The 24,029-nt window shown below is 68.9% G+C and carries 14 protein-coding genes; 12 read left to right on the top strand and 2 right to left on the bottom strand.

The window, feature by feature from the left end:
* The first annotated feature begins 46 nt into the window (after positions 1 to 46).
* From ACIOWN_RS28905 to ACIOWN_RS28925, 5 genes are all read left to right on the top strand, one after another.
* Positions 47 to 475: an HtaA domain-containing protein gene (locus ACIOWN_RS28905; protein WP_362352393.1), complete on the top strand. Its 429-nt coding sequence runs from the start codon at positions 47 to 49 to the stop codon at positions 473 to 475.
* Positions 468 to 1,397: a LysR family transcriptional regulator gene (locus ACIOWN_RS28910; RefSeq protein WP_362352390.1), complete on the top strand. Its 930-nt coding sequence runs from the start codon at positions 468 to 470 to the stop codon at positions 1,395 to 1,397. The genes ACIOWN_RS28905 and ACIOWN_RS28910 overlap by 8 nt, the downstream gene beginning before the upstream one ends.
* Before the next feature lie 341 nt (positions 1,398 to 1,738).
* Complete coding sequence (locus ACIOWN_RS28915) at positions 1,739 to 2,695, top strand: oxaloacetate decarboxylase (protein WP_401983733.1); 957 nt, start codon at positions 1,739 to 1,741, stop codon at positions 2,693 to 2,695.
* The gene (locus ACIOWN_RS28920) at positions 2,695 to 4,086 is read left to right on the top strand and encodes an MFS transporter (protein WP_401983734.1); all 1,392 of its coding nucleotides are present in this window, start codon (positions 2,695 to 2,697) and stop codon (positions 4,084 to 4,086) included. Before ACIOWN_RS28915 ends, ACIOWN_RS28920 begins: the two co-directional genes overlap by 1 nt.
* Positions 4,087 to 4,303: 217 nt before the next feature.
* Entirely contained in the window at positions 4,304 to 4,444 is a 141-nt protein-coding gene (locus ACIOWN_RS28925) for a hypothetical protein (protein WP_362352381.1), read from the top strand.
* A gap of 129 nt (positions 4,445 to 4,573) precedes the next feature.
* On the opposite strand, the gene ACIOWN_RS28930 is transcribed toward ACIOWN_RS28925, so the two are convergent.
* The gene (locus tag ACIOWN_RS28930; protein WP_362352278.1) at positions 4,574 to 6,103 is read right to left on the bottom strand and encodes a UDP-N-acetylglucosamine 1-carboxyvinyltransferase; all 1,530 of its coding nucleotides are present in this window, start codon (positions 6,101 to 6,103) and stop codon (positions 4,574 to 4,576) included.
* A gap of 468 nt (positions 6,104 to 6,571) precedes the next feature.
* Between ACIOWN_RS28930 and acnA the strand changes: the two genes are divergently transcribed.
* Positions 6,572 to 9,289: an aconitate hydratase AcnA gene (gene acnA / locus ACIOWN_RS28935; protein ID WP_362352276.1), complete on the top strand. Its 2,718-nt coding sequence runs from the start codon at positions 6,572 to 6,574 to the stop codon at positions 9,287 to 9,289.
* A 440-nt stretch (positions 9,290 to 9,729) separates the two neighbouring features.
* On the top strand, positions 9,730 to 13,014 hold the full coding sequence (locus ACIOWN_RS28940) for a GH92 family glycosyl hydrolase (protein ID WP_401983736.1): 3,285 nt from the start codon (positions 9,730 to 9,732) through the stop codon (positions 13,012 to 13,014).
* A 73-nt stretch (positions 13,015 to 13,087) separates the two neighbouring features.
* Here the strand turns inward: ACIOWN_RS28940 and ACIOWN_RS28945 are convergent, their stop codons facing one another.
* A complete protein-coding gene (locus tag ACIOWN_RS28945) occupies positions 13,088 to 16,891 on the bottom strand; it encodes a GH92 family glycosyl hydrolase (protein WP_401983737.1) in 3,804 nt (1,267 codons plus the stop codon).
* Positions 16,892 to 17,350: 459 nt separating this feature from the next.
* On the opposite strand from ACIOWN_RS28945, the gene ngcE reads away from it, so the two are divergent.
* The 5 genes from ngcE (at position 17,351) to ACIOWN_RS28970 (ending at position 23,945) form a co-directional block, all read left to right on the top strand.
* Positions 17,351 to 18,796, top strand: coding sequence for an N-acetylglucosamine/diacetylchitobiose ABC transporter substrate-binding protein (ngcE, locus tag ACIOWN_RS28950; RefSeq protein ID WP_362352267.1), 1,446 nt, complete (start codon positions 17,351 to 17,353; stop codon positions 18,794 to 18,796).
* Between the two features lie 55 nt (positions 18,797 to 18,851).
* Positions 18,852 to 19,778: a sugar ABC transporter permease gene (locus tag ACIOWN_RS28955; protein ID WP_362352265.1), complete on the top strand. Its 927-nt coding sequence runs from the start codon at positions 18,852 to 18,854 to the stop codon at positions 19,776 to 19,778.
* Between the two features lie 2 nt (positions 19,779 to 19,780).
* Positions 19,781 to 20,704 (top strand): carbohydrate ABC transporter permease, encoded by a 924-nt coding sequence (locus tag ACIOWN_RS28960; protein WP_362352262.1) that lies wholly within the window; start codon positions 19,781 to 19,783, stop codon positions 20,702 to 20,704.
* Positions 20,705 to 21,504: 800 nt separating this feature from the next.
* Positions 21,505 to 22,704, top strand: a complete 1,200-nt coding sequence (locus ACIOWN_RS28965) for an ROK family transcriptional regulator (RefSeq protein WP_362352260.1) — start codon at positions 21,505 to 21,507, stop codon at positions 22,702 to 22,704.
* Between the two features lie 122 nt (positions 22,705 to 22,826).
* Positions 22,827 to 23,945 carry a substrate-binding domain-containing protein gene (locus tag ACIOWN_RS28970; RefSeq protein WP_362352257.1) on the top strand — a complete coding sequence of 373 codons (1,119 nt, stop codon included), beginning with the start codon at positions 22,827 to 22,829 and terminating at the stop codon, positions 23,943 to 23,945.
* The last annotated feature ends 84 nt before the right edge of the window (positions 23,946 to 24,029 follow it).

Consider the following 24,029-nt stretch of genomic DNA (forward strand, 5'->3'; position numbering starts at 1 on the left):
TAAGCTGAGATTTCAATGCACATGCTGAATGGAAAGGGGGTCGGTCGTGAAACTGTGCTGGTCGATCCGACAGAGTTTCGAACGTTATGTACTCGCCGCCGGCGGCACGGTGAGCTGCGGGGACGGCGCCCGGCGTGAGGGTGACGTGTTCGTCTTCGACGGCGAACGCATGGCGGAGGGCTCCTACCGTTTCACCGGTAGCGTGCGCTTCGAAGCGCACGGGGGGTTCCTGGACGTCCTGATCGCCGATCCGATGGTCGAGTGCGCCGACGGGGACGCGCGAATGACGGTCGCGGTGTCCCCCGAGCCGAGCGGGCGCCGCGTTCACCTCGCCCGCGTCGTCGACCTCGCGGGAACCGAACCGGCCGTCGCGAACCTCCGGCTCACCGTCGAGGGGGCGCGACTGCTGGGCGACGTCTACTCACCAGGAGATCTCCTCGACCCGCTGCGCATCGAGGGCGGCGACGATGCTTGACTTCGTCAAGCTCCAGCAGTTCGTCGTGCTGGCCCGCCACGGCAGCTACACCACCGCCGCGGCGGCGCTCCACGTCTCGCAACCCACGCTGACACGCAGTGTCCAGAGCCTGGAGAAGACCCTCAATGCCCGGCTCCTCGACCGAGGGCGCAACGGCATCGAGTTGACGGCGATCGGCATGGAGTTCCTGCACCATGCCGAGGATCTGCTGCGCCACGCCAGCGGCATCGAGGCCGACATCTCGATGCGTTCGCAAGGCATCCGCGGGCATGTGAACGTGGGTGCGGGGCCGGCGATCGGCGGGACCATCCTGCCCGGGGTCATCAGTGAGGTACTCGCCTCCGGACTGGAGATCTCGATGCGTACCGTGCTGTCGCAGGCCCACACGATGTACTCGATGATGCTCGACGGGAGTCTGGACTTCTTCATCTCCCGGGAACCCAACCCGGGGTGGACCGACAGGCTGACCACGGTAGTGCTCGGCTATGCGCGGCCGGACTTCTTCGTGCGCCCCTCGCACCCCCTCCTGGCGCAGCCGTCCGTGACGTTCACCGACCTGGCACGGTTCCCGCGCATCTGCGGCACGGCTTGGAACGAAGTGCTCCCCACATTCGCCCCACCGGAGCTGGCCCGCGACCTGTTCGCCTCGATCGAGGTCGACGACTTCGGCATCATGTCCCACCTGGCACATGAGGTCGACGCGGTCCTGATCGCGAACAGCGGAACCACGCCCGCGGGGCTCGTGCGCCTCGACGTCGATCGGGGTGACGCGCTGCCGCACACGGCTGTGACGCTCAATCGGCCCGCCCATCGGACGCTTTCACCCGCGGTGCGATTCGTCATGCAACTCACCGCCGACCGTGCCCGTGAGTTGTACTCCGCCCACAACATGCGGACGGACTCCGTCGAAGGCTCCGGATGACCGGTTTCATGCATGACATGGATCGAAACAGGCTCCACATTGCATTGGCGTAATGATCGGCACCGCCCGTAGTGTCATCCACGAACCCATGCCGAGAAGGGGCGATCCTTCGCCGCATGGCGCGGCGCGCCCACCGGCGCGGCCGTCACGGGCGCGACCGACAGTCACGTGTTCAGGCCCTGGTCCCTGGAAGCAGCGGACGAGCTGCGCGGTCGCCGCTATTCATCGCCGGGCTCGCCATGCGTCGCGCGAACAAGCCACCGCTCAGTAGCTCGCTACCGAGGTGCGGCCCGCCGGCGCCCCATGGCCGAGCATCCGGCCGAAAGGAGAACGCACCCATCATGCCCGCCACCGAGAAGAAGACGACCCGGCTGCGCGCCTTGTTCGAGAGTCCGCAGACGACGATCATGCCGTTCGGGACGCTGCCGATACACGCCCAGATGGCGGAGCGGGCCGGATTCCCGGCGTTCGAGGTGTCCGGCGGTATGAGCACGTGGTGGGTCGGCGGCGTCGCCGACGTCGGCTGGCTCACCATGAGCGAAGTGGTCGCACACTGCAAGACCATCGCCGACTCGGTCGACATCCCGGTCTTTTGCGACGCGGACACCGGTTACGGCAGCGCCATCAACACCAGGCGAACCGTGCAGGAGTTCATCCGCGCCGGCGTCGCCGGCATCCACATCGAGGACCAGGAAGAGCCGAAGAAGGCGGGCGGCCAGGCCGGTATCAAGCTGGTTTCGGACGCCGAGGCCATCGGGCGTTTCAACGCCGCCGTCGACGCCCGCGACGAGATGGACGAGGACTTCGTCATCGTCGCCCGCACCGACGGCTACGGTGCGGAGGGCGGCGGTCTGGAAGAGGCGATCCGGCGTGGCGTGCTCTACCGGCAGGAGACCGGCGTGGACGTCATCTTCTACGAGGGGCTGCGCTCCTGGGAGGAAGTGCGCATCGTCCTCGCCGAGACTCCCGGGCCCGCATACGCGATCGCTTCCCGGCACGCCGGCCCGACCCCGTCGATCGCACAACTGAGCGAATGGGGCCAGATGATCCAGATTGCCCCGTTCATCCTCCCAGGCGTGCTCGAGGTCTGGCGGCTCCTGCTGCAGCTGCGCGAAGCCGGTGAGCTCGCCCCGATCGACGAGTACAACTCCGCGGCGTTCTCGCTCGCCGGGCAGCCCGACTACGTCGGCTTCGGTGACGTGTTCATCAAGCCCAGCTACGAAGACGTGCGCCGGTGGGAGGAGAAGTACTACCCACCCGAGAAGCAGCGCGACTACGAGAACACGATCCACGACTGATGGCGGTGGCTGCAAAGCCACAGCGCGGCGACCGCACAGCGGTCGCCGCGCTCGTGTTCGGCTGCCTGAACGCCAGTCTTGTCCAGACGATCGCGTTTCCCATCCAGGCCGAGCTGCCTGACCTGCTCGCACAGCCACGCGAGGTCACGGCCTGGGTCGTCACCGCCACCGTCGCCTCGGCAAGCGCGTTCGCGCCCGTCAGCGGGCGACTGGGGGACATCTGGGGTCGCAAGCGCGTTGCGCTTGTCCTGGTCGGGCTGCTCGCCGTTGGCTCGCTCCTGTCCGGACTGGCCCCTGGGGTCGGGGTACTCATCGCCGGCCGTGCTGTGCAAGGCATCGCGATCGGGCTCATCCCGCTCAGCATGTCGATCATGAAGGAGATCCTCCCTGCGGACAGGCTCGGAACCGCGCTGGCACTCGCTTCCGCGACGATGGGTGTCGGTGCCGCATTCGGGATCCCGCTCGGAGCAGCGATGACCGAGTGGGCCGGATGGCGCTCGATCTTCTGGGTGAGTCTCGCGTTGTCGCTGGTCGCTGCGGCGTGGATCGCGGTCACCGTCCCGGTGGCAGAGGGTCGCGCAACTGACAGGTTCGATCTCGTGGGTGCGGCCACCAACATCGTTGGGTCAGCTGTGCTACTCATCGGCATCGCCGAGGCCCTCACGCTTGGATGGGACTCACCGGTCACCCTCGCCCTCGTCATCGGCGGTGCCGCCTGTCTCGCGCTCGGCTGGCTCGCGATGGCACGCAACCCCTCGCCACTCATCGACGTGCGCGTCTCGGTGCGACCCCGGATCCTGCGTACCAACATGCTCTCGCTGCTCATCAATTTCGCGACCATGACGATCATGGTCGTCTTCCCGCAACTGCTCGTGCTGCCCGCCAGGTCCCCGGCCGGGTTCGGTCTCAGTCCTGTGGCCGCGAGTCTGATCATGATGGCGAATGGGGTCTCGCAGGCAATCGCCACTCCTTTCCTCGCCCGGATCTTGCGCCGGGTCGAGCCGCGAACGGTTGCTGCCGCGGGCGCCGCCATCGTCACCGTCGCCATCACCGCCGCGATCGTGCTGACAAGTCCGCAGAGTTTGCTCGCCGTCAACATCGTGGTCGGCGCTGCCTTCGGGGTCGTGTTCGCCGCGATTCCCCAGATCATCATGTCCGCGGTGCCCGCCGAGGACGCGGCGGCGGCCAATGGTCTCAACGCGCAGATCCGGATTTTCGGGACCGCCGGCGCCGCCACCGTCGCCGGCGCGCTCATCGCCGCCGAGTCGATCGGCGGTGTGCCGTCGGCATCGGGCTTCGCCCTCTCGCTGGGCATCGCGGCGGCCGCAAGCGGCCTCGCGACGCTGCTCAGCATGCTGATCCCTGCCCAGCGCGACCGCCATAGCTCCTGAGTCGCTCCTGTACGCAGGCCGGATCCGCCGGTAGCGATGAATACGCGAGTCACCGCCCCGGCTACGACACGGCGTTGCAGGTCCTGCGGCACACGAAACGCGATGATCTTGGCGTCGATGCGCAGAACGCACAGAAACCGACCTGTGGGGTGAACCTGGCTATCCCAAGGGACCTGCACCTCCCCTCCTGCTGTGGAGACCGTGACCGGAGGGATAGTTGGGGGCCAGTGAGTCGGTCGTCTCCTCGGCTCGGTGGCTCGGCCACTCGGACCCCGGGTTCACGCTCCGGAAGTACGCCCACTTCCCGCCCCGCGCGGGTGCGCGCGGCAGCGCCGCCATCGACGCGGTCTTCGCGTAGCCCGGGCGGCCGGGAGAGCCCGATCCCGGCCCAAAGTCCCAGAGAAGTCCCAGAGGCGCCGCCGCACCCCTTCCAGAGCTGCATTCGCGCAGGTCAGACAGGGTGCGGCGGCACCTGTGCGGCGGAGATTCAGATGTCCCGGAACGTCTCGATCTGCGCCCCGATCGAGTTCAGTCGCTCCGCGAGGTCCTCGTAGCCGCGGTTGATGACGTAGACGTTGCGCAGGACCGAGGTGCCCTCCGCGGCCATCATGGCCAGCAGGACGACCACGGCGGGGCGCAGGGCCGGTGGGCACATCATCTCGGCTGCGCGCCAGCGAGTGGGGCCTTCGACCAGGACCCGGTGGGGGTCGAGGAGTTGCAGGCGGCCGCCCAGGCGGTTCAGGTCCGTCAGGTAGATCGCGCGGTTGTCGTAGACCCAGTCGTGGATCAGCGTCTTGCCCTGCGCGGCGGCCGCGATCGCCGCGAAGAACGGGACGTTGTCGATGTTCAGGCCCGGGAACGGCATCGGGTGGATCTTGTCGATCGGCGCCTCCAGCTTCGAGGGCCGTACGGTGAGGTCCACCAGCCGGGTGCGGCCGTTGTCGGCGAAGTACTCGGGCGTGCGGTCGTGGTCGAGGCCCATCTCCTCCAGGACCGCGAGCTCGATCTCCAGGAACTCGATCGGCACCCGGCGCACCGTCAGCTCCGACTCGGTGACCACGGCCGCCGCCACCAGGCTCATCGCCTCCACCGGGTCCTCGGAGGGCGAGTAGTCGACGTCGACGTCGATCTCCGGCACACCGTGCACGGTGAGCGTCGTCGTGCCGATGCCCTCGACCCGGACGCCGAGCACCTCCAGGAAGAAGCACAGGTCCTGGACCATGTAGTTGGAGGAGGCGTTGCGGATGACCGTCACGCCGTTGTGGCGGGCCGCCGCCAGCAGCGCGTTCTCGGTCACGGTGTCGCCACGCTCGGTCAGCACGATCGGGCGGTCCGGACGCACGGCGTGGTCCACCACGGCGTGGTACTGGCCCTCGGTCGCGGTGATGTCCAGACCGAACCGGCGCAGCGCGATCATGTGCGGCTCGATGGTCCGCGTACCGAGGTCGCAGCCGCCCGCGTAGGGGAGCTTGAACTGGTCCACCCGGTGCAGCAGTGGCCCGAGGAACATGATGATGGACCGCGTACGGCGGGCGGCCTCCGCGTCGATGGCGTCCAGGTCGAGGTCGGCCGTCGGCACGATCTCCAGGTCGGTGCCGTCGTTGATCCAGCGGGTGCGCACGCCGATGGAGTTCAGCACCTCCAGCAGGCGGTACACCTCCTCGATCCTGGCGACCCGGCGCAGCACCGTGCGCCCCTTGTTGAGCAGCGAGGCGCACAGCAGCGCCACGCACGCGTTCTTGCTCGTCTTCACGTCGATCGCGCCGGAGAGCCGGCGGCCGCCCACCACCCGCAGGTGCATGGGGCCCGCGTAGCCCAGCGAGACGATCTCGCTGTCCAGGGCTTCACCGATGCGGGCGATCATCTCAAGGCTGATGTTCTGGTTGCCCCGCTCGACGCGATTGACGGCGCTCTGGCTGGTGCCGAGTGCCTCGGCCAGCTGTGCCTGGGTCCAGCCCCGGTGCTGTCGGGCGTCACGGATGAGCTTGCCGATGCGTACGAGGTAGTCGTCTGCCATGAGGTTGAGGTTATCTCAGATATGAGATGGCGCCTTCTGGGGGGTCCATTCGGGTGATGAGCCGTCAGTGGCGCCCGGACCGACGGGTCCGAGCCTGCCGGAAGGGTGCGGGTGTCGCAGGCGTGTCGGGTGCGTCCCCCCCGCGTGCCCCATCGGGTGTGTCCCACCGGAGTGTCCCTCGGGTGTGTTCCTGGCGCGCGTCCACCGGCCGCGCGTGGCGGCGCCCATGGGTGGCGTGTATGTGCCGGGCGTGACGCCCCGCGTATCCCGCCCCCTCTCCGCCCGGTCCGCGCATGACCATCCGGCCCCCATGTACTAGAGTTATCTCGACATCGAGATATCTGCCGGGGTGCACCACAGCCGCCATTTGGTAAGGGTGACCTAACTTAGCCGTACCTTACTGGATCGGCCGAGTCGCCGTGGCGGCAGGATCGTGGTGGTAGGCGCACATGAATGAAGGAGACTGTCGTGTCGGCGAACAGCTTCGACGCCCGCAGCACGCTGCAGGTGGGCGACGAGTCGTACGAGATCTTCCGGCTTGACAAGGTCGAGGGCGCGGCCCGACTGCCTTACAGCCTGAAGGTGCTGCTGGAGAACCTGCTCCGCACCGAGGACGGCGCGAACATCACCGCCGACCACATCCGTGCCCTCGGCGGCTGGAACTCCCAGGCCAAGCCGTCGCAGGAGATCCAGTTCACGCCGGCCCGCGTGATCATGCAGGACTTCACCGGCGTGCCCTGTGTCGTGGACCTCGCCACCATGCGCGAGGCCGTCAAGGAGCTCGGCGGCGACCCGGCGAAGATCAACCCGCTGGCCCCGGCCGAGCTGGTCATCGACCACTCCGTCATCGCCGACAAGTTCGGCACCAACGACGCCTTCAAGCAGAACGTCGAGCTGGAGTACGGCCGCAACAAGGAGCGCTACCAGTTCCTGCGCTGGGGCCAGACCGCCTTCGACGAGTTCAAGGTCGTCCCCCCCGGCACCGGCATCGTCCACCAGGTGAACATCGAGCACCTGGCCCGCGTGGTGATGGTGCGCGACGGCAAGGCGTACCCCGACACGCTCGTCGGCACCGACTCGCACACCACCATGGTCAACGGCCTCGGTGTCCTCGGCTGGGGCGTCGGCGGCATCGAGGCCGAGGCCGCCATGCTCGGCCAGCCGGTCTCCATGCTCATCCCGCGGGTCGTCGGCTTCAAGCTCACCGGCGAGCTGCCCACCGGCACCACCGCCACCGACCTGGTGCTGACCATCACCGAGATGCTGCGCAAGCACGGCGTGGTCGGCAAGTTCGTCGAGTTCTACGGCGAGGGCGTGGCCGCGACGAGCCTGGCCAACCGCGCCACCATCGGCAACATGTCGCCGGAGTTCGGCTCCACCGCCGCGATCTTCCCGATCGACGACGAGACCATCAACTACATGCGCCTGACCGGCCGCCCCGAGCAGCAGCTCGCGCTCGTCGAGGCGTACGCCAAGGAGCAGGGTCTCTGGCTGGACCCGAACGCCGAGCCGGACTACTCCGAGAAGCTCGAGCTGGACCTGTCCACCGTCGTGCCGTCCATCGCCGGCCCCAAGCGCCCGCAGGACCGCATCGTCCTGGCCAACGCCGCCGAGCAGTTCAAGCAGGACGTCCGCAACTACGTCGACAGCGTCGACGAGGCGGGCGTGGAGTCCTTCCCGGCCTCCGACGCCCCGGCCATCCACCCCAACGGCGCCCCGACCAACCCGGTCCCGGTCACCGCCCCCGACGGCACCACCTACGAGCTGGACCACGGCGCGGTCACCGTCGCGGCCATCACCTCCTGCACCAACACCTCCAACCCGTACGTCATGGTCGCCGCCGCGCTGGTGGCCAAGAAGGCGGTGGAGAAGGGCCTGACCCGCAAGCCGTGGGTCAAGACCACCCTCGCCCCGGGTTCGAAGGTCGTGACGGACTACTTCGACAAGGCCGGCCTGACCCCGTACCTGGACAAGCTGGGCTTCAACCTCGTCGGCTACGGCTGCACCACCTGCATCGGCAACTCCGGCCCGCTGCCGGAGGAGGTCTCCAAGGCCGTCAACGAGCACGACCTCGCGGTCACCTCGGTGCTGTCCGGCAACCGCAACTTCGAGGGCCGGATCAACCCCGACGTCAAGATGAACTACCTGGCGTCCCCGCCGCTGGTCGTCGCCTACGCCATCGCCGGCTCCATGAAGGTGGACATCACCGAGGACGCGCTCGGTGTGGACCAGGACGGCAAGCCGGTATACCTGAAGGACATCTGGCCGTCGGAGGCCGAGGTCAACGACGTCGTGGCCAACGCCATCGGCGAGGACATGTTCTCCAAGTCCTACGCCGACGTGTTCGCCGGTGACGCCCAGTGGCAGTCGCTGCCGATCCCGACCGGCAACACCTTCGAGTGGGACACCGAGTCCACCTACGTCCGCAAGCCCCCGTACTTCGAGGGCATGGGCATGGACCCGGCCCCGGTCGAGGACATCGCCGGCGCCCGGGTGCTCGCCAAGCTCGGCGACTCGGTCACCACCGACCACATCTCCCCGGCCGGTGCCATCAAGGCCGACACCCCGGCGGGCCAGTACCTCACCGAGCACGGCGTCGAGCGCCGCGACTTCAACTCCTACGGTTCCCGCCGCGGCAACCACGAGGTGATGATCCGCGGTACGTTCGCCAACATCCGCCTGCGCAACCAGATCGCGCCGGGGACGGAGGGCGGTTACACCCGCGACTTCACCCAGGACGGCGCGCCGGTCTCCTTCATCTACGACGCCTCGCGCAACTACATCGAGCAGGGCATCCCGCTGGTCGTCCTGGCCGGCAAGGAGTACGGCTCCGGCTCGTCCCGCGACTGGGCCGCGAAGGGCACCGCGCTGCTCGGCGTCAAGGCCGTCATCGCCGAGTCCTACGAGCGCATCCACCGCTCGAACCTCATCGGCATGGGTGTTCTGCCGCTGCAGTTCCCGGAGGGCCGGACGGCCGACTCCCTCGGCCTGACCGGCGAGGAGTCCTTCACCATCACCGGCGTCACGGAGCTCAACGACGGCAGCACGCCGAGCACCATGAAGGTCACCACCGACACCGGTGTCGAGTTCGACGCGGTCGTCCGCATCGACACCCCCGGTGAGGCCGACTACTACCGCAACGGCGGCATCATGCAGTACGTGCTGCGCAGCCTGATCCGCAAGTAACGGATCCCGCAAGGCAGTTGGGCCGCATCCCCGGCAACGGGGGTGCGGCCCTCCCTCTTTCTCCCCAGGCGTTTACAGCCGCCGCCGTCCACGCTAGCTTTCACTGGCAGCGAGGTGGGAGCGCTCCCATGGCGGCGGACCGGAACCCGTCGTCCCTGGGGGTCTCCCACCTCGCCCCTGGTGCTGCCGGCTTGTGCGACACCGTGGTGCGACAACGTTGTCGGGATTGGTCTGTACATGACTTTACTGGGTGACCATGCCCGCCGACAACGATGTCAGCGCCTCGCGTCGGGACGTGGCCCGCGTGAGCACAGCGTCGGCACGGAGCGCGCCCGCGCTCCCGTACGCGGTCTTCCGTGACACCACCGGCGCACGCTACTGTCCCCGAGGCTTGTGCGACCCGTGGTGCGCGACCCGTCCGAAGGAGGAGGGGCCGCGTCATGCGTTTCCGTCCCATGTCCCTGCTGCTGGCCGCGGTGCTCGCGACCGGCGGCGCCACCCCTGCCCTCGCGGCGTCCGCCGCACCACCGGGACCCGGTCCCACCCTGGTCCAGGACGCGACCGCGTACGTGGACCCGCTGATCGGCACCAGGAACGGCGGCAACGTCTTCCCTGGCGCCGTCGCCCCGTTCGGCATGCTCTCCTTCAGCCCCGAGAACACCCGCGGCGACGCCACGAGGACGGCCGCGCCCGGCGGCTACCAGTACGACGCGACCCGCATCCGCGGCTTCAGCCTCACCCACATGTCCGGCACCGGCTGCGCGGGCGGCAGCGGCGACATCCCCTTCTTCCCGTACGCCGGGAAGGTCACCACCTCACCGGCGAGCGACACCAAGGACGCCGTCTACGCCTCCGACTTCCGCCACTCCGACGAGACCGCCGAGCCCGGCCACTACAAGGTGGGCCTCGCCTCCGGAGTCACCGCCGACCTCACGGCCACGGCCCGTACCGGCTCGGCCCGCTTCACCTACCCCGCGGACCAGCCCGCCTCGCTTCTCATCCGTACCGCCGACTCCGAGGTGGGCTCGACCGGCTCGTCGGTCACCATCGACCCGGCGAAGCGCACCGTCTCCGGCTCCGTCACCTCCGGGAACTTCTGCGGCTACCTCGACCCCGAGGGCCGGCGCGCCTACTACACCCTGTACTTCACGGCCCGCTTCGACCGCCCCTTCAAGGCGACGGGCACCTGGCAGGACGACAGGCTGAACCCGGGCGCGACCTCGGCGACCGGCGGCACGGGCGGCTTCGCGAGCGGCGGCAGGCCCGTGGCGGGCAAGGGCGCAGGCGGCTATGTGGAGTTCGCGCCCGGCACAGGACCGGTCGGCGTCAAGATCGGCATCTCCTACGTCAGTCAGGCCGGCGCCGAGGCCAACCTGGCCGCGGAGAACCCGCCCCAGCGCTCCTTCGACGCGGTCAGGGACGCGGCCCGCCGCGCCTGGCGGGACCGGCTGGGCGCGATCCGCGTCGGCGGCGGCACCGAGGACGAGCGCACCACCTTCTACACCGCGCTCTACCACGCCCTGCTCCACCCGAACGTCATCAGCGACGCCGACCGCCGGTACCGCGGCGCCGACGACAAGGTGCACACCGTCGGCCGCGGCCACCAGGCCCAGTACGGCACCTTCTCCGGCTGGGACGTCTACCGCGACCAGGTGCAGCTGCTGACCCTGCTCAGCCCGGACACCGGTTCGGACATCGCCCAGTCCCTGTACGAGCTGGCCGGCCAGAACGGCGGTGTCTGGGACCGCTGGCTGCACGGCGCGAGCGGCACCCACGTCATGAACGGCGACCCCTCGCCGACCGCCCTCGCCGGCATCCACGCCTTCGGCGGCACCGGCTTCGACCTGAAGGGGGCCCTCGCCTCCCTGGTGAAGGCGGCGACCGTGCCGACCGAGCGGGACCTGTCCCCGGCGGGCAAGCCGGTCCTGTCGGCCGGCCAGCGGCCCTCCCTGGACAAGTACCTGAAGCTGCACTACATGCCGTCCGTCTCCAACGCCTGGGGCGGCGCGGCCGAAACGCTGGAGATGTCCACGGCCGACTTCGCCCTGGCCCAACTCGCCGACGCGGCCGGGCGGAAGAAGACCGCCGCCGCCTTCGCCGAGCGCGCCCAGTGGTGGCAGAACAACTTCAACGTCGCGGCCCACACCTCCGGCGGCTACATCGCCAACCGCAAGGCCGACGGCAGTTGGGTCACCGGCTTCACCCCGGACACCGGCAACGGCTTCGTCGAGGGTTCGGCGGCCCAGTACACCTGGATGGTCCCGCACAACCCGGCCGGCCTGTTCGCGGCGATGGGCGGCCGGGAGACGGCGCTGGCCCGCCTGGACGACTTCTTCCACAACGCCGACGGCGGCTGGGCGTTCACCGGAAACGGCGGCGCCAAGTCCGAACTCGACAACGAGCCCTCGATCAACGTCCCCTACCTGTACGACTACGCGGGCGCGCCCTACAAGACGCAGGAGACCGTCCGCGCGGCCATGCGGCAGCTGTGGACCACTCAGCCGGGCGGCATCCCCGGCAACGACGACCTCGGCGCGATGTCCGCCTGGTACGTCTTCTCCGCGCTCGGCATGTATCCGCAGGTGCCCTCCCGCGCCGAACTCGTCCTGGCCTCACCGCTGTTCGAGCGGATCGAGATCCAGCGCCCGCACGGCAGGGACATCTCCGTGCGCGCCACGGGAGCGGCGGCCGGATCCCCCTACGTCCGGTCCCTGAAGGTGAACGGCCGGGCGAGCGACCGCCCCTGGCTGCCGGCGAGCTTCGTCCGTGACGGAGGCCGGCTCGACTACACCCTCTCGGCCACCCCGGACCGCACCTGGGGCAGTGCCGCGTCCGCCGCCCCGCCCTCCTTCCGCCAGGGCGAGCAGCCGTACCAGATCGGTGTGGGCCCGACCGCGGCGACGCTCGCGCCCGGAGGCAGCACGACGATCGGGGTCCGCGCCCTGTCCCTGAACGGCGGCCAGGGCCCCGAGGTGCGCTTCAGCGTCCGCACCCCGTCCGGCGTCACGGCCACCCCAGCCGAGGGCACGGTGACCGACGGCGCCCGGCAGATCACGCTCACCGCCGCCCCGGACGCCGAACAGGGCTTCTACGACGCGCAGGTCACGGTCACCTCCGGCGGCCAGTCCTACGAGCAGCCGGTGTCCCTGACGGTGGCGGCCCCGGGCAGCCTGCTGGCCGCCTATGACAACACCGGGATCTCGGAGGACGAGGGCGACCACGATGAGGCCGACTACGACGGGGGCGGCTGGAGCTACTCCCGCCAGGCCCTCGCGGCGGCCGGCCTGACCCCGGGCGGGCAGGGCACGGTGAACGGCCTGTCCTTCACCTGGCCCGACTCGCCGAGCGGGCGCCCGGACAACGCCTCGGGGGCCGGCCAGAGCATCGAACTGGCCACGCCCGCTTCCCGGTTGTCCTTCGTCGGCAGCGCGGTCAACGGCAACCAGCAGACGAAGGCGACCGTCACCTACACCGACGGCACCACGGGCACCGTCGACCTCTCCTTCACCGACTGGACCGTCGGCGGGGGCGGCGGCACCGTCCAGTTCGGCAACACGGTGGTGGCCAGGACCGCGTACCGCAATGTGGCGGGCGCGGACAAGGACACGGTGACCACCTACGTCTTCGCCACCGCGCCGTACGAGGCCCCCGCGGGCAAGCGGATCAGTGGCGTGCGGCTGCCCGCCAACGCCGACCTGCACGTCTTCACCGTCGCCACGGGCTGACCGGTCCGACGGGCGGCAGGAAGGGGCGGGCCCCGGCGGGCCCGCCCCTTCGTCATGCCGGATGCCCGGCGGCTCAGGCCAGCAGCTCCACCTCCGCGAGCGTCGCGGTGCCGTCCAGGACCAGGCGGTACTTCTGGTAGGTGCCCGGAGAGGCGATGGTGAAGGGCCGGGTCTGCTTGTCCCAGGCGAAGGACTCGCCCGAGCGCTGGTCCACCGTCGTCCAGGTCGTGCCGTCGGTGGACGCCTGGAGCGTCCAGCCGGCCGGGGCCTTGGCGCGGTCGGCGGACGAGGTCAGGGTGTACTGGACCGCCTTGACGGGCCCGGACACCGGCAGGTCCACCGTCGTCACCGCGGCCTCCGTCGACGAGGTGTCGTCGAACAGCGCCCCGGCGCCCTTCAACACGTCCGCCCGCGGGCTCGGCGCCTTGTCACCGGTCGTGATCGACACCGGCGCCGCGTCCTTGCCCGTGCCCCACGACGAGGGCCGCGGGCCCATGTCGAACTGCAGGACACCACCCTTGGACAGCAGGGAGTGGGGCAGGCTCGTCGAGTTCCACGCCTTGCCGTTGAACCGCACGCCCTGCACGTACACGTTCTTGGCGCTGTTCTTCGGGGCCTGGATCACCAGATCGCGGCCGCCGTCCAGATGCAGCGTCGCCTTGGTGAACAGCGGGGAGCCGATGGCGTACTCGCCGCTGCCCATGGCCAGCGGGTAGAAGCCGAGCGCGGAGAACAGGTACCAGGCCGACTGCTCGCCGTTGTCCTCGTCGCCGTGGTAGCCCTGGCCGATCTCGCTGCCCACGTACAGCCGGGAGAGCGCCTCACGGACGTTCGCCTGCGTCTTCCACGGCTGCCCCGCCGCGTCGTACATGTAGATCACGTGGTGGGCGACCTGGTTGGAGTGGCCGTACTGGCCCATCCGCACGTCCCGTGCCTCGGTCATCTCGTGGATGACACCGCCGTAGGACCCGACGAACTCCGGGCCGGCCGTCTCGGGCGTGGCGAAGTAGGTGTCCAGCTTGTCGGCGAGGCCCTTCTGCCCGCCGTACAGGTTCGCCAGGCCCCGGCTGTCCTGCGGGGCGGTGAAGGCGTAGCCCCAGCCGTTGGTCTCCGTGTAGTCGTGGCCCCACACGCGCGGGTCGTACTTCGAGGAGTCCAGGCGCCAGTCGCCCCGGGCGTTGCGACCCTGGAAGAAGCCGACCCGGGAGTCGAACAGGTTCACGTAGTCCTGGGCCCGGTTGAGGAAGTAGTCCGCCTCCTCCTTGTAGTGCTTCTCGCCCGTCTTCCTGTGCAGGGCCTCGCCCATCTTCGCGATGCCGTAGTCGTTGACGTAGCCCTCCATCGCCCAGGACAGGCCCTCGCCGGTGGACGTGCTGGTGTAGCCGAGGAAGGGCGAGGTGGCCATGCCCTTGCGGCCCACGCCCGAGGACGGAGGCACCACGGTGGCGTTCTTCAGGGCCGCGTCGTAGGCCGCCTCGGCGTCCATCGGCACGCCCTTGACGTAGGCGTCCGCGAAGGCGACGTCCGAGGAGGTGCCGGTCATCAGGTCGGCGTAGCCGGGGGAGGACCAGCGCGAGGTCCAGCCGCCGTCCTTGTACTGCTGCACGAAGCCGTCGACCATCTCACCGGCCTGTCCCGGCGTCAGCAGCGAGTACGCCGGCCAGGTGGTCCGGTAGGTGTCCCAGAAGCCGTTGTTGACGTACACCTTGCCGTCGACGATCTTCGCGCCGGTGTGCGTCGGCGTGTCCTGGCTCGGCATCGGCGAGAACGGGGAGGCGTACTGGTGCTTCCCGCCGACCTTCTCGAAGCCGGAGTTCGGGTACAGGTACAGCCGGTACAAGCTGGAGTAGAGCGTGGTGAGCTGGTCGGGCGTGGCGCCCTGGACCTCGACCTTGCCGAGCAGCTTGTCCCAGGTCCGCTGGGCGGCCGCCTTGACGGTGTCGAAGGAGGCGCCGTCCGGGACCTCCTGGCGCAGGTTGTCCTTCGCCTGGTCGAGGCTGATGAGGGAGGTGGCCAGGCGCAGGGTGACCGTACGGTCCTTGCCCGCGTCGAAGCGCAGGTGGCCCTTGACGCCGCTCGACGAGCCGTCCTTCACCGGCTTGTCGAACGAGCCGTAGACGAACAGCCGGGTGGCGCCGGTGGACAGCCCGGACTTCACGTCCGAGTAGCCGGTGACGACGCCGTGCTCCTTGTCCAGGGTCAGGCCCGCCTGCTCGGTGACGTTGTCGAACACCACGCTCGCGTCGTCGCCCGGGTAGGTGAAGCGCAGGACGGCCGCGTGGTCGGTCGGCGTCATCTCGGCCTTGAGGCCGTTCTCGAAGCGCACCCCGTAGTAGTACGGCCGCGCGGTCTCGTTCTCGTGCCGGAAGGCGAGCGCGCGGGCGGTGCGGCCGGTGTCCGGGGTGCCCGCGGCGGCGGACGGCATCACCTGGAAGGTCTGCCGGTCACCCATCCAGGGGCTCGGCTCGTGGCTCGCGCTGAACGCCTGGATCGTCGGCAGGTTGTCCTCGTTGTTCGCGCGTGCGTACTCGTAGAGCCAGCTCAGCGAGGACGCGTTGGTCACCGGTGTCCAGAAGTTGAAGCCGTGCGGCAGCGCGGTCGCGGGGAAGTTGTTGCCGCGCGAGAAGCTGCCGCTGGAGTTGGTGCCGCGGGTGGTCAGCGCGTAGTCCGACAGGTGCGCCTTCGGCTTCTCCTGCGGCACCTGCCTGATCACCACGTCGTCCAGCCAGCCGCGGAACTTCGCGGGGCCGGTGGGGGAGTCGTAGGCGAGCAGCACCCGGTCGATCGTCTTGCCCGCGGCGACCGAGCCGATCCGGGAGGCCACGTTGTTCCACTGGTTGACGTACAGCGTCCTGGCCGCGCCCTGGCCCTGCGGGCTCAGGGGGAAACCGTGCTGGTCGGTCGCGCCGAGGCCGCTGAGGTAGGTGCCGTCGGTGAAGGCGAGGTCGACGGCGACGTTGGTGGCGTCGTAGTCGCGGTCGCCGTCGGCCATCGACGGGTAGAGGCGGTACGACAGTTGGGTGTCGGGCAGCACCTTGACGTCGACGTCGAAGACCTTGTTGTACGAGTACGCCCGGCCCTGCGCGGTGTGCCGGCCCGCGTAGCGCAGGGCCCGCTTGCCGGTGTAGCCGGCGCCGGACTTCGCGGTCGGGGAGCCGCTCGGGCCGCGGTCGACCAGCGAGAGCATGTCCTGCGGGACCGGCGCGTCGTCGCCGCCGGTGGAGAACTGCACATCGGCGAGCTGGAGTATGCCCGAGGCGCCGTTGTTCCGGCTGACGTCCAGCCGGAAGTGCTGGTATTGGGCCGGCTCGGCCAGGTCGAAGGTCCTGGTCTGGAACCGTTCGGAGAACTTCTCCCCGGCACGGGTGTCCAGGGTCTTCCAGTCCTTGCCGTCGGTGGACCCCTTCAGGGTCCAGTCCTTGGGGTCGCGTCCGTCGAAGTCGTTGGCGGACGTGAGGGCGTAACGGGTGATGTTCACCGGCTTGTCGAAGTCGAACTCGACCCAGCCGGTGTCCTCGAAGGCCAGCCACTTGGTGCCGGACTCGCCGTCGATGAGGTTCTCCTTGACCTCCCCGCCGCCGGTGTTCTCCGCGCTGGCCCGGACCTCGGTGATGTGGTCGTCCACATTGCCGGGGATGCCGGTGCTGTAGCCGCCGTCCACGCCCGAGGCGCGCTTGCCGCCGCCCTTGGCGGTGTCGACCGTGTTCAGCCAGTCCGGCGCCGGGTCGCCGGCCTCGAACGAGGAGCTGAACTCCCGGCCGACGGCCGGGGGCTTGCCGGGCAGGGCGACCGCCGCCCCCTGCGAGCCGGCTGCCGTGACGAAGGCGGCCGTGACGACGACCGCCGGACCCCATCTGTGCCGTACTCTGCGCTGCATGCGCGGCGTCCCTCCCTGCGTTTCGGACAACGTTGTCAGCTCTATACGCAAGGACCAGTAGGGAGCCAAGTGGCCAGTGATGTCAAGGGCGTTGGGTGTGGTATTCGGGCACAAAGGCGCGGATATTTCCGTCAACGGAAGCCCATGGGCGGCTCATATTCCGCGTGAGGTCTCAACTCGGAAAAGACCCGCGGCGAACCTTGCTCCTGATCTTGCTCCGCTGACCGGAAGTGGACTATACCTGTCGGCGTCCGCGCGACCGTGAGACCGGCCGGAAGCGGACCCGGGGGAGTCGGAAAGGGTGGCTCGGCGCGTGAAACGCGTCCGCCTTCCTGTCTTCCGTCCGATCCCGGTGCACGACGCACGACGTACTTCCTGCACGACCCAGCGTGACCCGACCGCGGTGCCGGGGAGGATCCGGTTCACCGCCTGAGTCCTGGAGAGGGCGAGGACTTGAGCATGGGATCCACTTCCGCCGAGAACCACGGAGGCGTCGGCCGCCGGGCCCTGATCAAGCGGTCCGCCGCACTCGGTCTGATCAGCGTTCCCGCGATGGGCTTCCTGTCCGCCTGCGCCAGTGGTGGCGGTGACGGCCAGGGCAAGGCCAAGGCGGGCAAGAAGACCGAGAAGAACCCGCTCGGCGTCAACGACACCGCGCAGATGGAATTCGTCCTCTTCGACGGCGGCTTCGGCAAGGAATACGCCGAGGACGCCGTGAAGATCTACGAGACGGACTTCCCCAAGGCGAAGACCAAGTTCGCCGCCACCCAGAAGATCCAGTCGACGCTCCAGCCGCGCTTCAACCAGGGCAACCCGCCGGACCTCATCGACAACTCCGGCGCGGAACAGATGGACATGGGCGTCCTCGTGGGCAAGAACCAGCTCGCGGATCTCACCCCGCTGCTGGACGCGGCGTCCTACGACGACCCGAGCAAGAAGGTCCGCGACACACTGCGCCCGGGCATCGTGGAGATGGGCCAGTTCGACGGCCGGCCGGTGTGGATCCTGTACTACGCCTACACGGTGTACGGCGTGTGGTACTCGCAGAAGGCCCTCGACTCGCTGGACGAGCAGTACCCGGAGACCTGGGACGCCATGCTCAAGGTCTGCGAGAAGGCCAAGAAGAAGGGCATGGCCGGCTGGACGTACGCCGGCAAGTACCCCTACTACCTGCCCTTCTCGCTCTACCCGATGATCGGCAAGGTCGGCGGCCGCGAGGTCCTGGACGCCATCGACAACCTGGAGCCCAACGCCTGGAAGCACCCGGCGGTCAAGGCCTGCTTCGAGGCCTACTACGAGCTCTACCGGAAGGGTTACATCCTCAAGGGCACCCCTGGCCTGGACCACATCCAGTCGCAGACCGCCTGGGCCAAGGGCAAGGCGCTGTTCATCCCGAACGGCTCCTGGGTGGAGAACGAGTCCGCGAACGTCATCCCGGCCGACTTCGACCTGGCGGTCTCCGCGCCGACGGGCATCGACAGCTCCGACAAGATGCCGTTCGGCACCATCTGGGCGTCCGGCGGCGAGCCGTTCATCGTCCCGGCCAAGGCCAAGAACGCCGAGGGCGGCATGGAGCAGCTGCGCATCATGCTCAGCGAGGCCTCCTCGAAGAACTTCACCGCCAAGGTGAAGTCGCTCACCGCGTACAACGGCGGCACGGACGGCATCGACCTCACCCCCGGTCTGAAGTCCGGAGTCGCGGCGCTGGACAAGGCGGGCTCCAACGTGGTGAATCCGCGGCTCCAGGACTGGTACGTGCAGCTCCAGAAGGAGAAGATCGGTGTGTCCGGCATCGGCGAGATGATGGCCGGCCGGCTCACCCCGGCCGAGGCCATCAAGAAGATCCAGGGTTTCGCCGACGAGGCCGCCAAGGACCAGTCGATCAAGCACTACAAGCACCAGTAACTCCGAGGATCCGTCACCAGCGGTACCACCCGCCCAGAGATCGGGGTCGGCAGCAATGCAGCACGGCAAGTACCGGTTCATCGTGGGGTTCCTCGCGGTTCCCCTCGGGCTGTACGCGCTTTTCGTCGTCTGGCCGTTCATCCAGTCCATCTACTACTCGTTCACGGACTGGACCGGCCTGAGCCCCGATTTCCAGATGGTCGGCTTCGACAACTACCAGAGGATGCTCCACGACGACATCTTCTGGAAGTCGTTGCAGCACAGCCTGCTGTTCGCCCTGGTGCTACCGCTGGTGACGATCGGTCTGGCGCTGTTCTTCTCCTTCATGATCAATGTGGGCGGACGGCGCCGCCGCGGCGGACCGGCGATCTCCGGTGTCCGCGGCTCCTCGTTCTACAAGATCGTCTACTTCTTCCCGCAGGTGCTGTCGATCGCGATCGTGGCCCTGCTGTTCGCCTTCGCGTACAACCCGGACAGCGGCGCGATCAACTCCGTGCTGCGCGGGATCGGACTCGACAGCGTTCAGCCTCTGTGGCTGGGCGACCCGAACCTGGCGCTGTGGTGCGTGATGGCGGTGCTGGTCTGGTCCACGGTCGGCTTCTTCGTGGTCCTGTTCTCCGCCGGTATGGCCTCCATCCCGGCGGACCTGTACGAGGCCGCGCTGCTGGACGGCGCCAGCCGGTTCACCACCTTCTTCCGGATCACCCTGCCGCTGCTGTGGGACACCGTGCAGTCCGGCTGGGTGTACATGGGCATCCTCGCCCTCGGGGCGGAGTCGTTCGCGGTCGTGCAGATCATGACGACCGGGCCGGGCGGCCCCGACTACTCGACCACCGTCATGGTCCTGTACGTGTACCAGAAGGCGTTCCGTGACGGTCAGGCCGCCTACGCCACCACGATCGGCGTCGCGCTGCTCGTCGTCACGCTGGCCTTCGCCGCCGCCGTGATGCGGCTGGGCCGGCGCGAGCGGCTGGAGTTCTGACCATGAAAACGACCGAGACCCCCGCCCCCGTTCCGGCCGAGTCCGGAATCGGCGTCGCCACGGCCGGAGTACCGGCCCGGAAGCCGGGCGGACGGAAGAAGGACGGCTCCGTCCTCAACGTCTTCTCGCACGGCGTTCTGATCATCTGGGCGATCATGGTGGTCATGCCGCTGGTGTGGGCGGTGATGACGTCCTTCAAGGACGACAATTCCATCTTCAGCTCGCCCTGGGCACTGCCCGACAAGCTCCACTTCGACAACTGGGCGCGGGCCTGGACCGACGCCAACATGAGCTCGTACTTCCTCAACACCGTTCTGGTAGTGGGTGGTTCGCTCGTCGGCACGCTGGTGCTCGGTTCGATGGCGGCGTATGTGCTGGCCCGTTTCGACTTTCCGGGCAACCGCTTCATCTACTACCTCTTCATCGGCGGCATGAGTTTCCCGATCATGCTCGCGCTGGTCCCGCTGTTCTACGTGGTGAACAACATGGGGCTGCTGAACACCATTCACGGTCTGATCCTGGTCTACATCGCGTATTCGCTGCCGTTCACGGTGTTCTTCCTGACCGCGTTCTTCCGGACCCTGCCGACCTCGGTGGCGGAGGCCGCCTTCGTGGACGGGGCCTCGCACACCCGGACGTTCTTCCAGATCATGCTGCCGATGGCCAAGCCCGGACTGATCAGCGTGGGGATCTTCAACTTCCTGGGGCAGTGGAACCAGTACATGCTGCCGACGGTGCTCAACACCGACCCGGACAAGCACGTGCTCACCCAGGGCCTGGTGCAACTCGCCGTGAGCCAGGGCTACAAGGGCGACTGGTCCGGTCTCTTCGCCGGACTGGTGATGGCGATGCTGCCGGTCCTCGCCGCGTACATCATCTTCCAGCGACAGGTGGTACAGGGCCTCACGGCGGGCGCCCTGAAGTAGCGCCAAGCACCGGGCTGCCGACGCGCGGCCCGGAGCGCCGCCCGCTGCCGCAGCGCCGCCCCGCCCTGCCGGGCCCCGCGACTCGCGGGGCCCGTCCCGCCGTCCCGCGCCTGTCGCGGCCTTCACGAACGTCCTTGCGGCCGGGCACACGGGCGCGTCGGCTCGCACCGCCGCCGCTCGCGCGCGTTGCCGCGAAGCCCTTGTGGTCTCCGCGAGCGGATTCGCCGGGTCGGGCTTGCGGGCCTGTCGACCCGCACCGCCGCCGGAAAGCCGCGGTGTCCGCGATTCACGTTGGGGGCCGGGCTCGCCGCCGCGTCGGCTCGGATCGCTGCGACCTGCGGCGTCTTGTATCTCCCGCGGCCTCCGCTGGCCGCCGTCGGGGGCCCTGCTTGCCGGTCGGGCCGGCAGCGGTCGGCCTCGTGCCTGTCGGGTCCGGCTCGCGGGCTTTTCGTCCTGTGCTGTTGCCGCTCGCGCGGGTGGCCTTGCTCCCTGCCGCCCTGGCGAGCCGCCTTCCAGGTCCCTGCTCGCGGAGGCCGCTCGCGGCTGCCGTGCTTGGCGCCGATCCGCCCGCGCCTGCCGCGCCTGGCGTCCGCGCCGTGAGCGCCGCTTCGGGCGCCCCTGCGAGGGCGTGCGGGCTCGGGTCGTGCGCGGGCGCGTTGCACAGGCGCACCTGCTTGTCCAAGGGGGCGGATACCGTTCAACCTCTTGACGGGAGGGGACCCGAACAGCTCAGCTTAGAGTTCACTAGTTGGACATGGACCGGGGCCTCGCTGACGCGGCCCCGCGCTCAGGAGGTCGTCGTGGAGACTCCAGGGTCGCAGTCATCGCTGCACCGAGCCAACCTGGAGCGGGTCGTACGTGCCGTGCGCCTTGCCGGATCACTCACGCAGGCGGAGATCGCGCGGACCACGGGCCTGTCCGCGGCGACGGTCTCCAATATCGTGCGCGAGCTGAAGGACGGCGGAACGGTCCAGGTCACGCCCACTTCCGCGGGCGGGCGCCGGGCCCGCAGCGTCTCCCTGAGCGGAGACGCCGGCATCGTGATCGGCGTGGACTTCGGGCACACCCACCTGCGGGTCGCGATCGGCAACCTCGCCCACCAGGTGCTCGCCGAGGAGTCCGAGCCGCTGGACGTGGACGCCTCCTCGGCGCAGGGTTTCGACCGCGCGGAGGAACTGGTCAACCGCCTGATCGCGGCCACGGGCGTCGACCGTTCCAAGATCGCCGGCGTGGGAGTCGGCGTACCCGGCCCGATCGACGTGGAGTCCGGCACGCTGGGCTCCACGGCCATCCTGCCGGGCTGGACGGGTGTCAGGCCCGCCGAGGAGCTGCGGGGGCGCCTCGGAGTGCCGGTGCACGTGGACAACGACGCCAACCTCGGCGCTCTGGGCGAGCTGGTCTGGGGCAGCGGCCGGGGCGTGCGCGACCTGGCTTACATCAAGATCGCCAGCGGGGTCGGCGCCGGCCTGGTGATCAGCGGCCGGATCTACCGCGGCCCCGGCGGCACGGCGGGTGAGATCGGGCACATCACGCTCGACGAGTCCGGTCCGGTCTGCCGCTGCGGCAACCGCGGCTGCCTGGAGACCTTCACCGCCGCCGGGTACGTGCTCCCGCTGTTGCGGCCCAGTCACGGCACCGACCTGACCATGGAGGGCGTCGTGCGGCTGGCGCGGGAGGGCGATCCGGGCTGCCGCCGGGTCGTCGCCGACGTCGGCCGCCACATCGGCAGCGGGGTCGCCAACCTCTGCAACCTGCTCAACCCCAGCCGGGTGGTGCTCGGCGGGGACCTCGCCGAGGCCGGTGAGCTGGTGCTCGGCCCGATCAGGGAGTCGGTCGGGCGGTACGCCATTCCCAGCGCCGCCCGCCAACTCTCCGTGCTTCCCGGCGCACTTGGCGGCCGCGCCGAAGTACTCGGGGCGCTGGCCCTCGCGTTGAGCGAGATGGGCGATTCAACCCTTTTGGACGGCACGCTCCATGCGGCCACCCCTGCCTTCACTTAGAGAACGGATGGCACCGTTGCCATCTCGTTAAGGATTTACTTCTTGACGTCGCACGCGCAGCCGAGTTGACTTCCAGCCACCTCGGCCGCAACGTCGCGGCCTCGTCAGGGAGGTTTGAAGAAGTGAACACGCGTATGCGTCGCGCGGCCTTCGCCGTTGCTGCTGGTGCCATGGCCGTCTCGCTCGCCGCCTGTGGCAGCGCCAAGGAGTCCGGTGGCTCCTCGAAGTCGTCCGGCAGCGAGAAGAAGGGCGACGCCATCACGGTCGGCCTGCTCCTGCCGGAGAACCAGACCGCTCGTTACGAGAAGTTCGACAAGCCGATCATCGAGAAGCAGATCGCGGAGCTGACGAACGGCAAGGGCAAGGTCGAGTACCTCAACGCCAAGGAGGACGCGACCCTCCAGGCGCAGCAGATCGACACGATGATCACCAAGAAGGTCGACGTGCTGATCCTGGACGCGGTCGACTACAAGGCCGTCGCCTCGGGCGTGAAGAGGGCCAAGGAGGCCGGCATTCCGGTCGTCGCCTACGACCGCCTCGCCGAGGGCCCGATCGCCGCCTACACCTCGTTCGACAACGAGGAGGTCGGCAAGGCTCAGGGCGAGGCCCTGCTGAAGGCCATGGGTGACAAGGCCAAGTCCGGCAAGATCGTCATGATGAACGGCGCCGTGACCGACCCCAACGCCGCGCAGTTCAAGGCGGGCGCCCACGCCGCCCTCGACGGCAAGGTGAACATCGGCAAGGAGTACGACACCAAGCAGTGGAAGGCGGAGAACGCCAACGCCAACATGGAGGGTGCCATCTCCGCCCTCGGCAAGGACAAGATCGTCGGCGTCTACTCCGCCAACGACGGCATGGCGGGCGGCATCATCACCGCGCTCAAGGGCGCGGGCCTCAAGACGCTTCCCCCGGTCACCGGCCAGGACGCCGAACTCGCGGGCGTGCAGCGCATCGTGACCGGCGAGCAGTACATGAGCGTCTTCAAGTCGTACCCGCAGGAGGCCGAGACCGTCGCCAAGATGGCCGTCTCGATCGCCAAGACCGGCAAGCTCGACAGCTCGCTGAAGACGAGCACCGTCGACAGCGGTACCGACAAGGGCGTCCCGGCGGTCATCGTCCCCGTCGTCTCGCTGACGAAGGACAACATCAAGGACACGGTCATCGACCAGGGTTACTACACCATCGGCGAGATCTGCACGGCCAAGTACAAGGCCGCCTGCGACAAGATCGGCCTGAAGTAACACCTCCGGGGCCGCCCGAGCGGCGGCCCCGCCGACCTGCACGGGACACCGCGTCCATCGATGACGCGGACCCGTGTCGGCTCG

Source organism: Streptomyces sp. NPDC087787, from assembly GCF_044743035.1.
GTDB lineage: Bacteria > Actinomycetota > Actinomycetes > Streptomycetales > Streptomycetaceae > Streptomyces.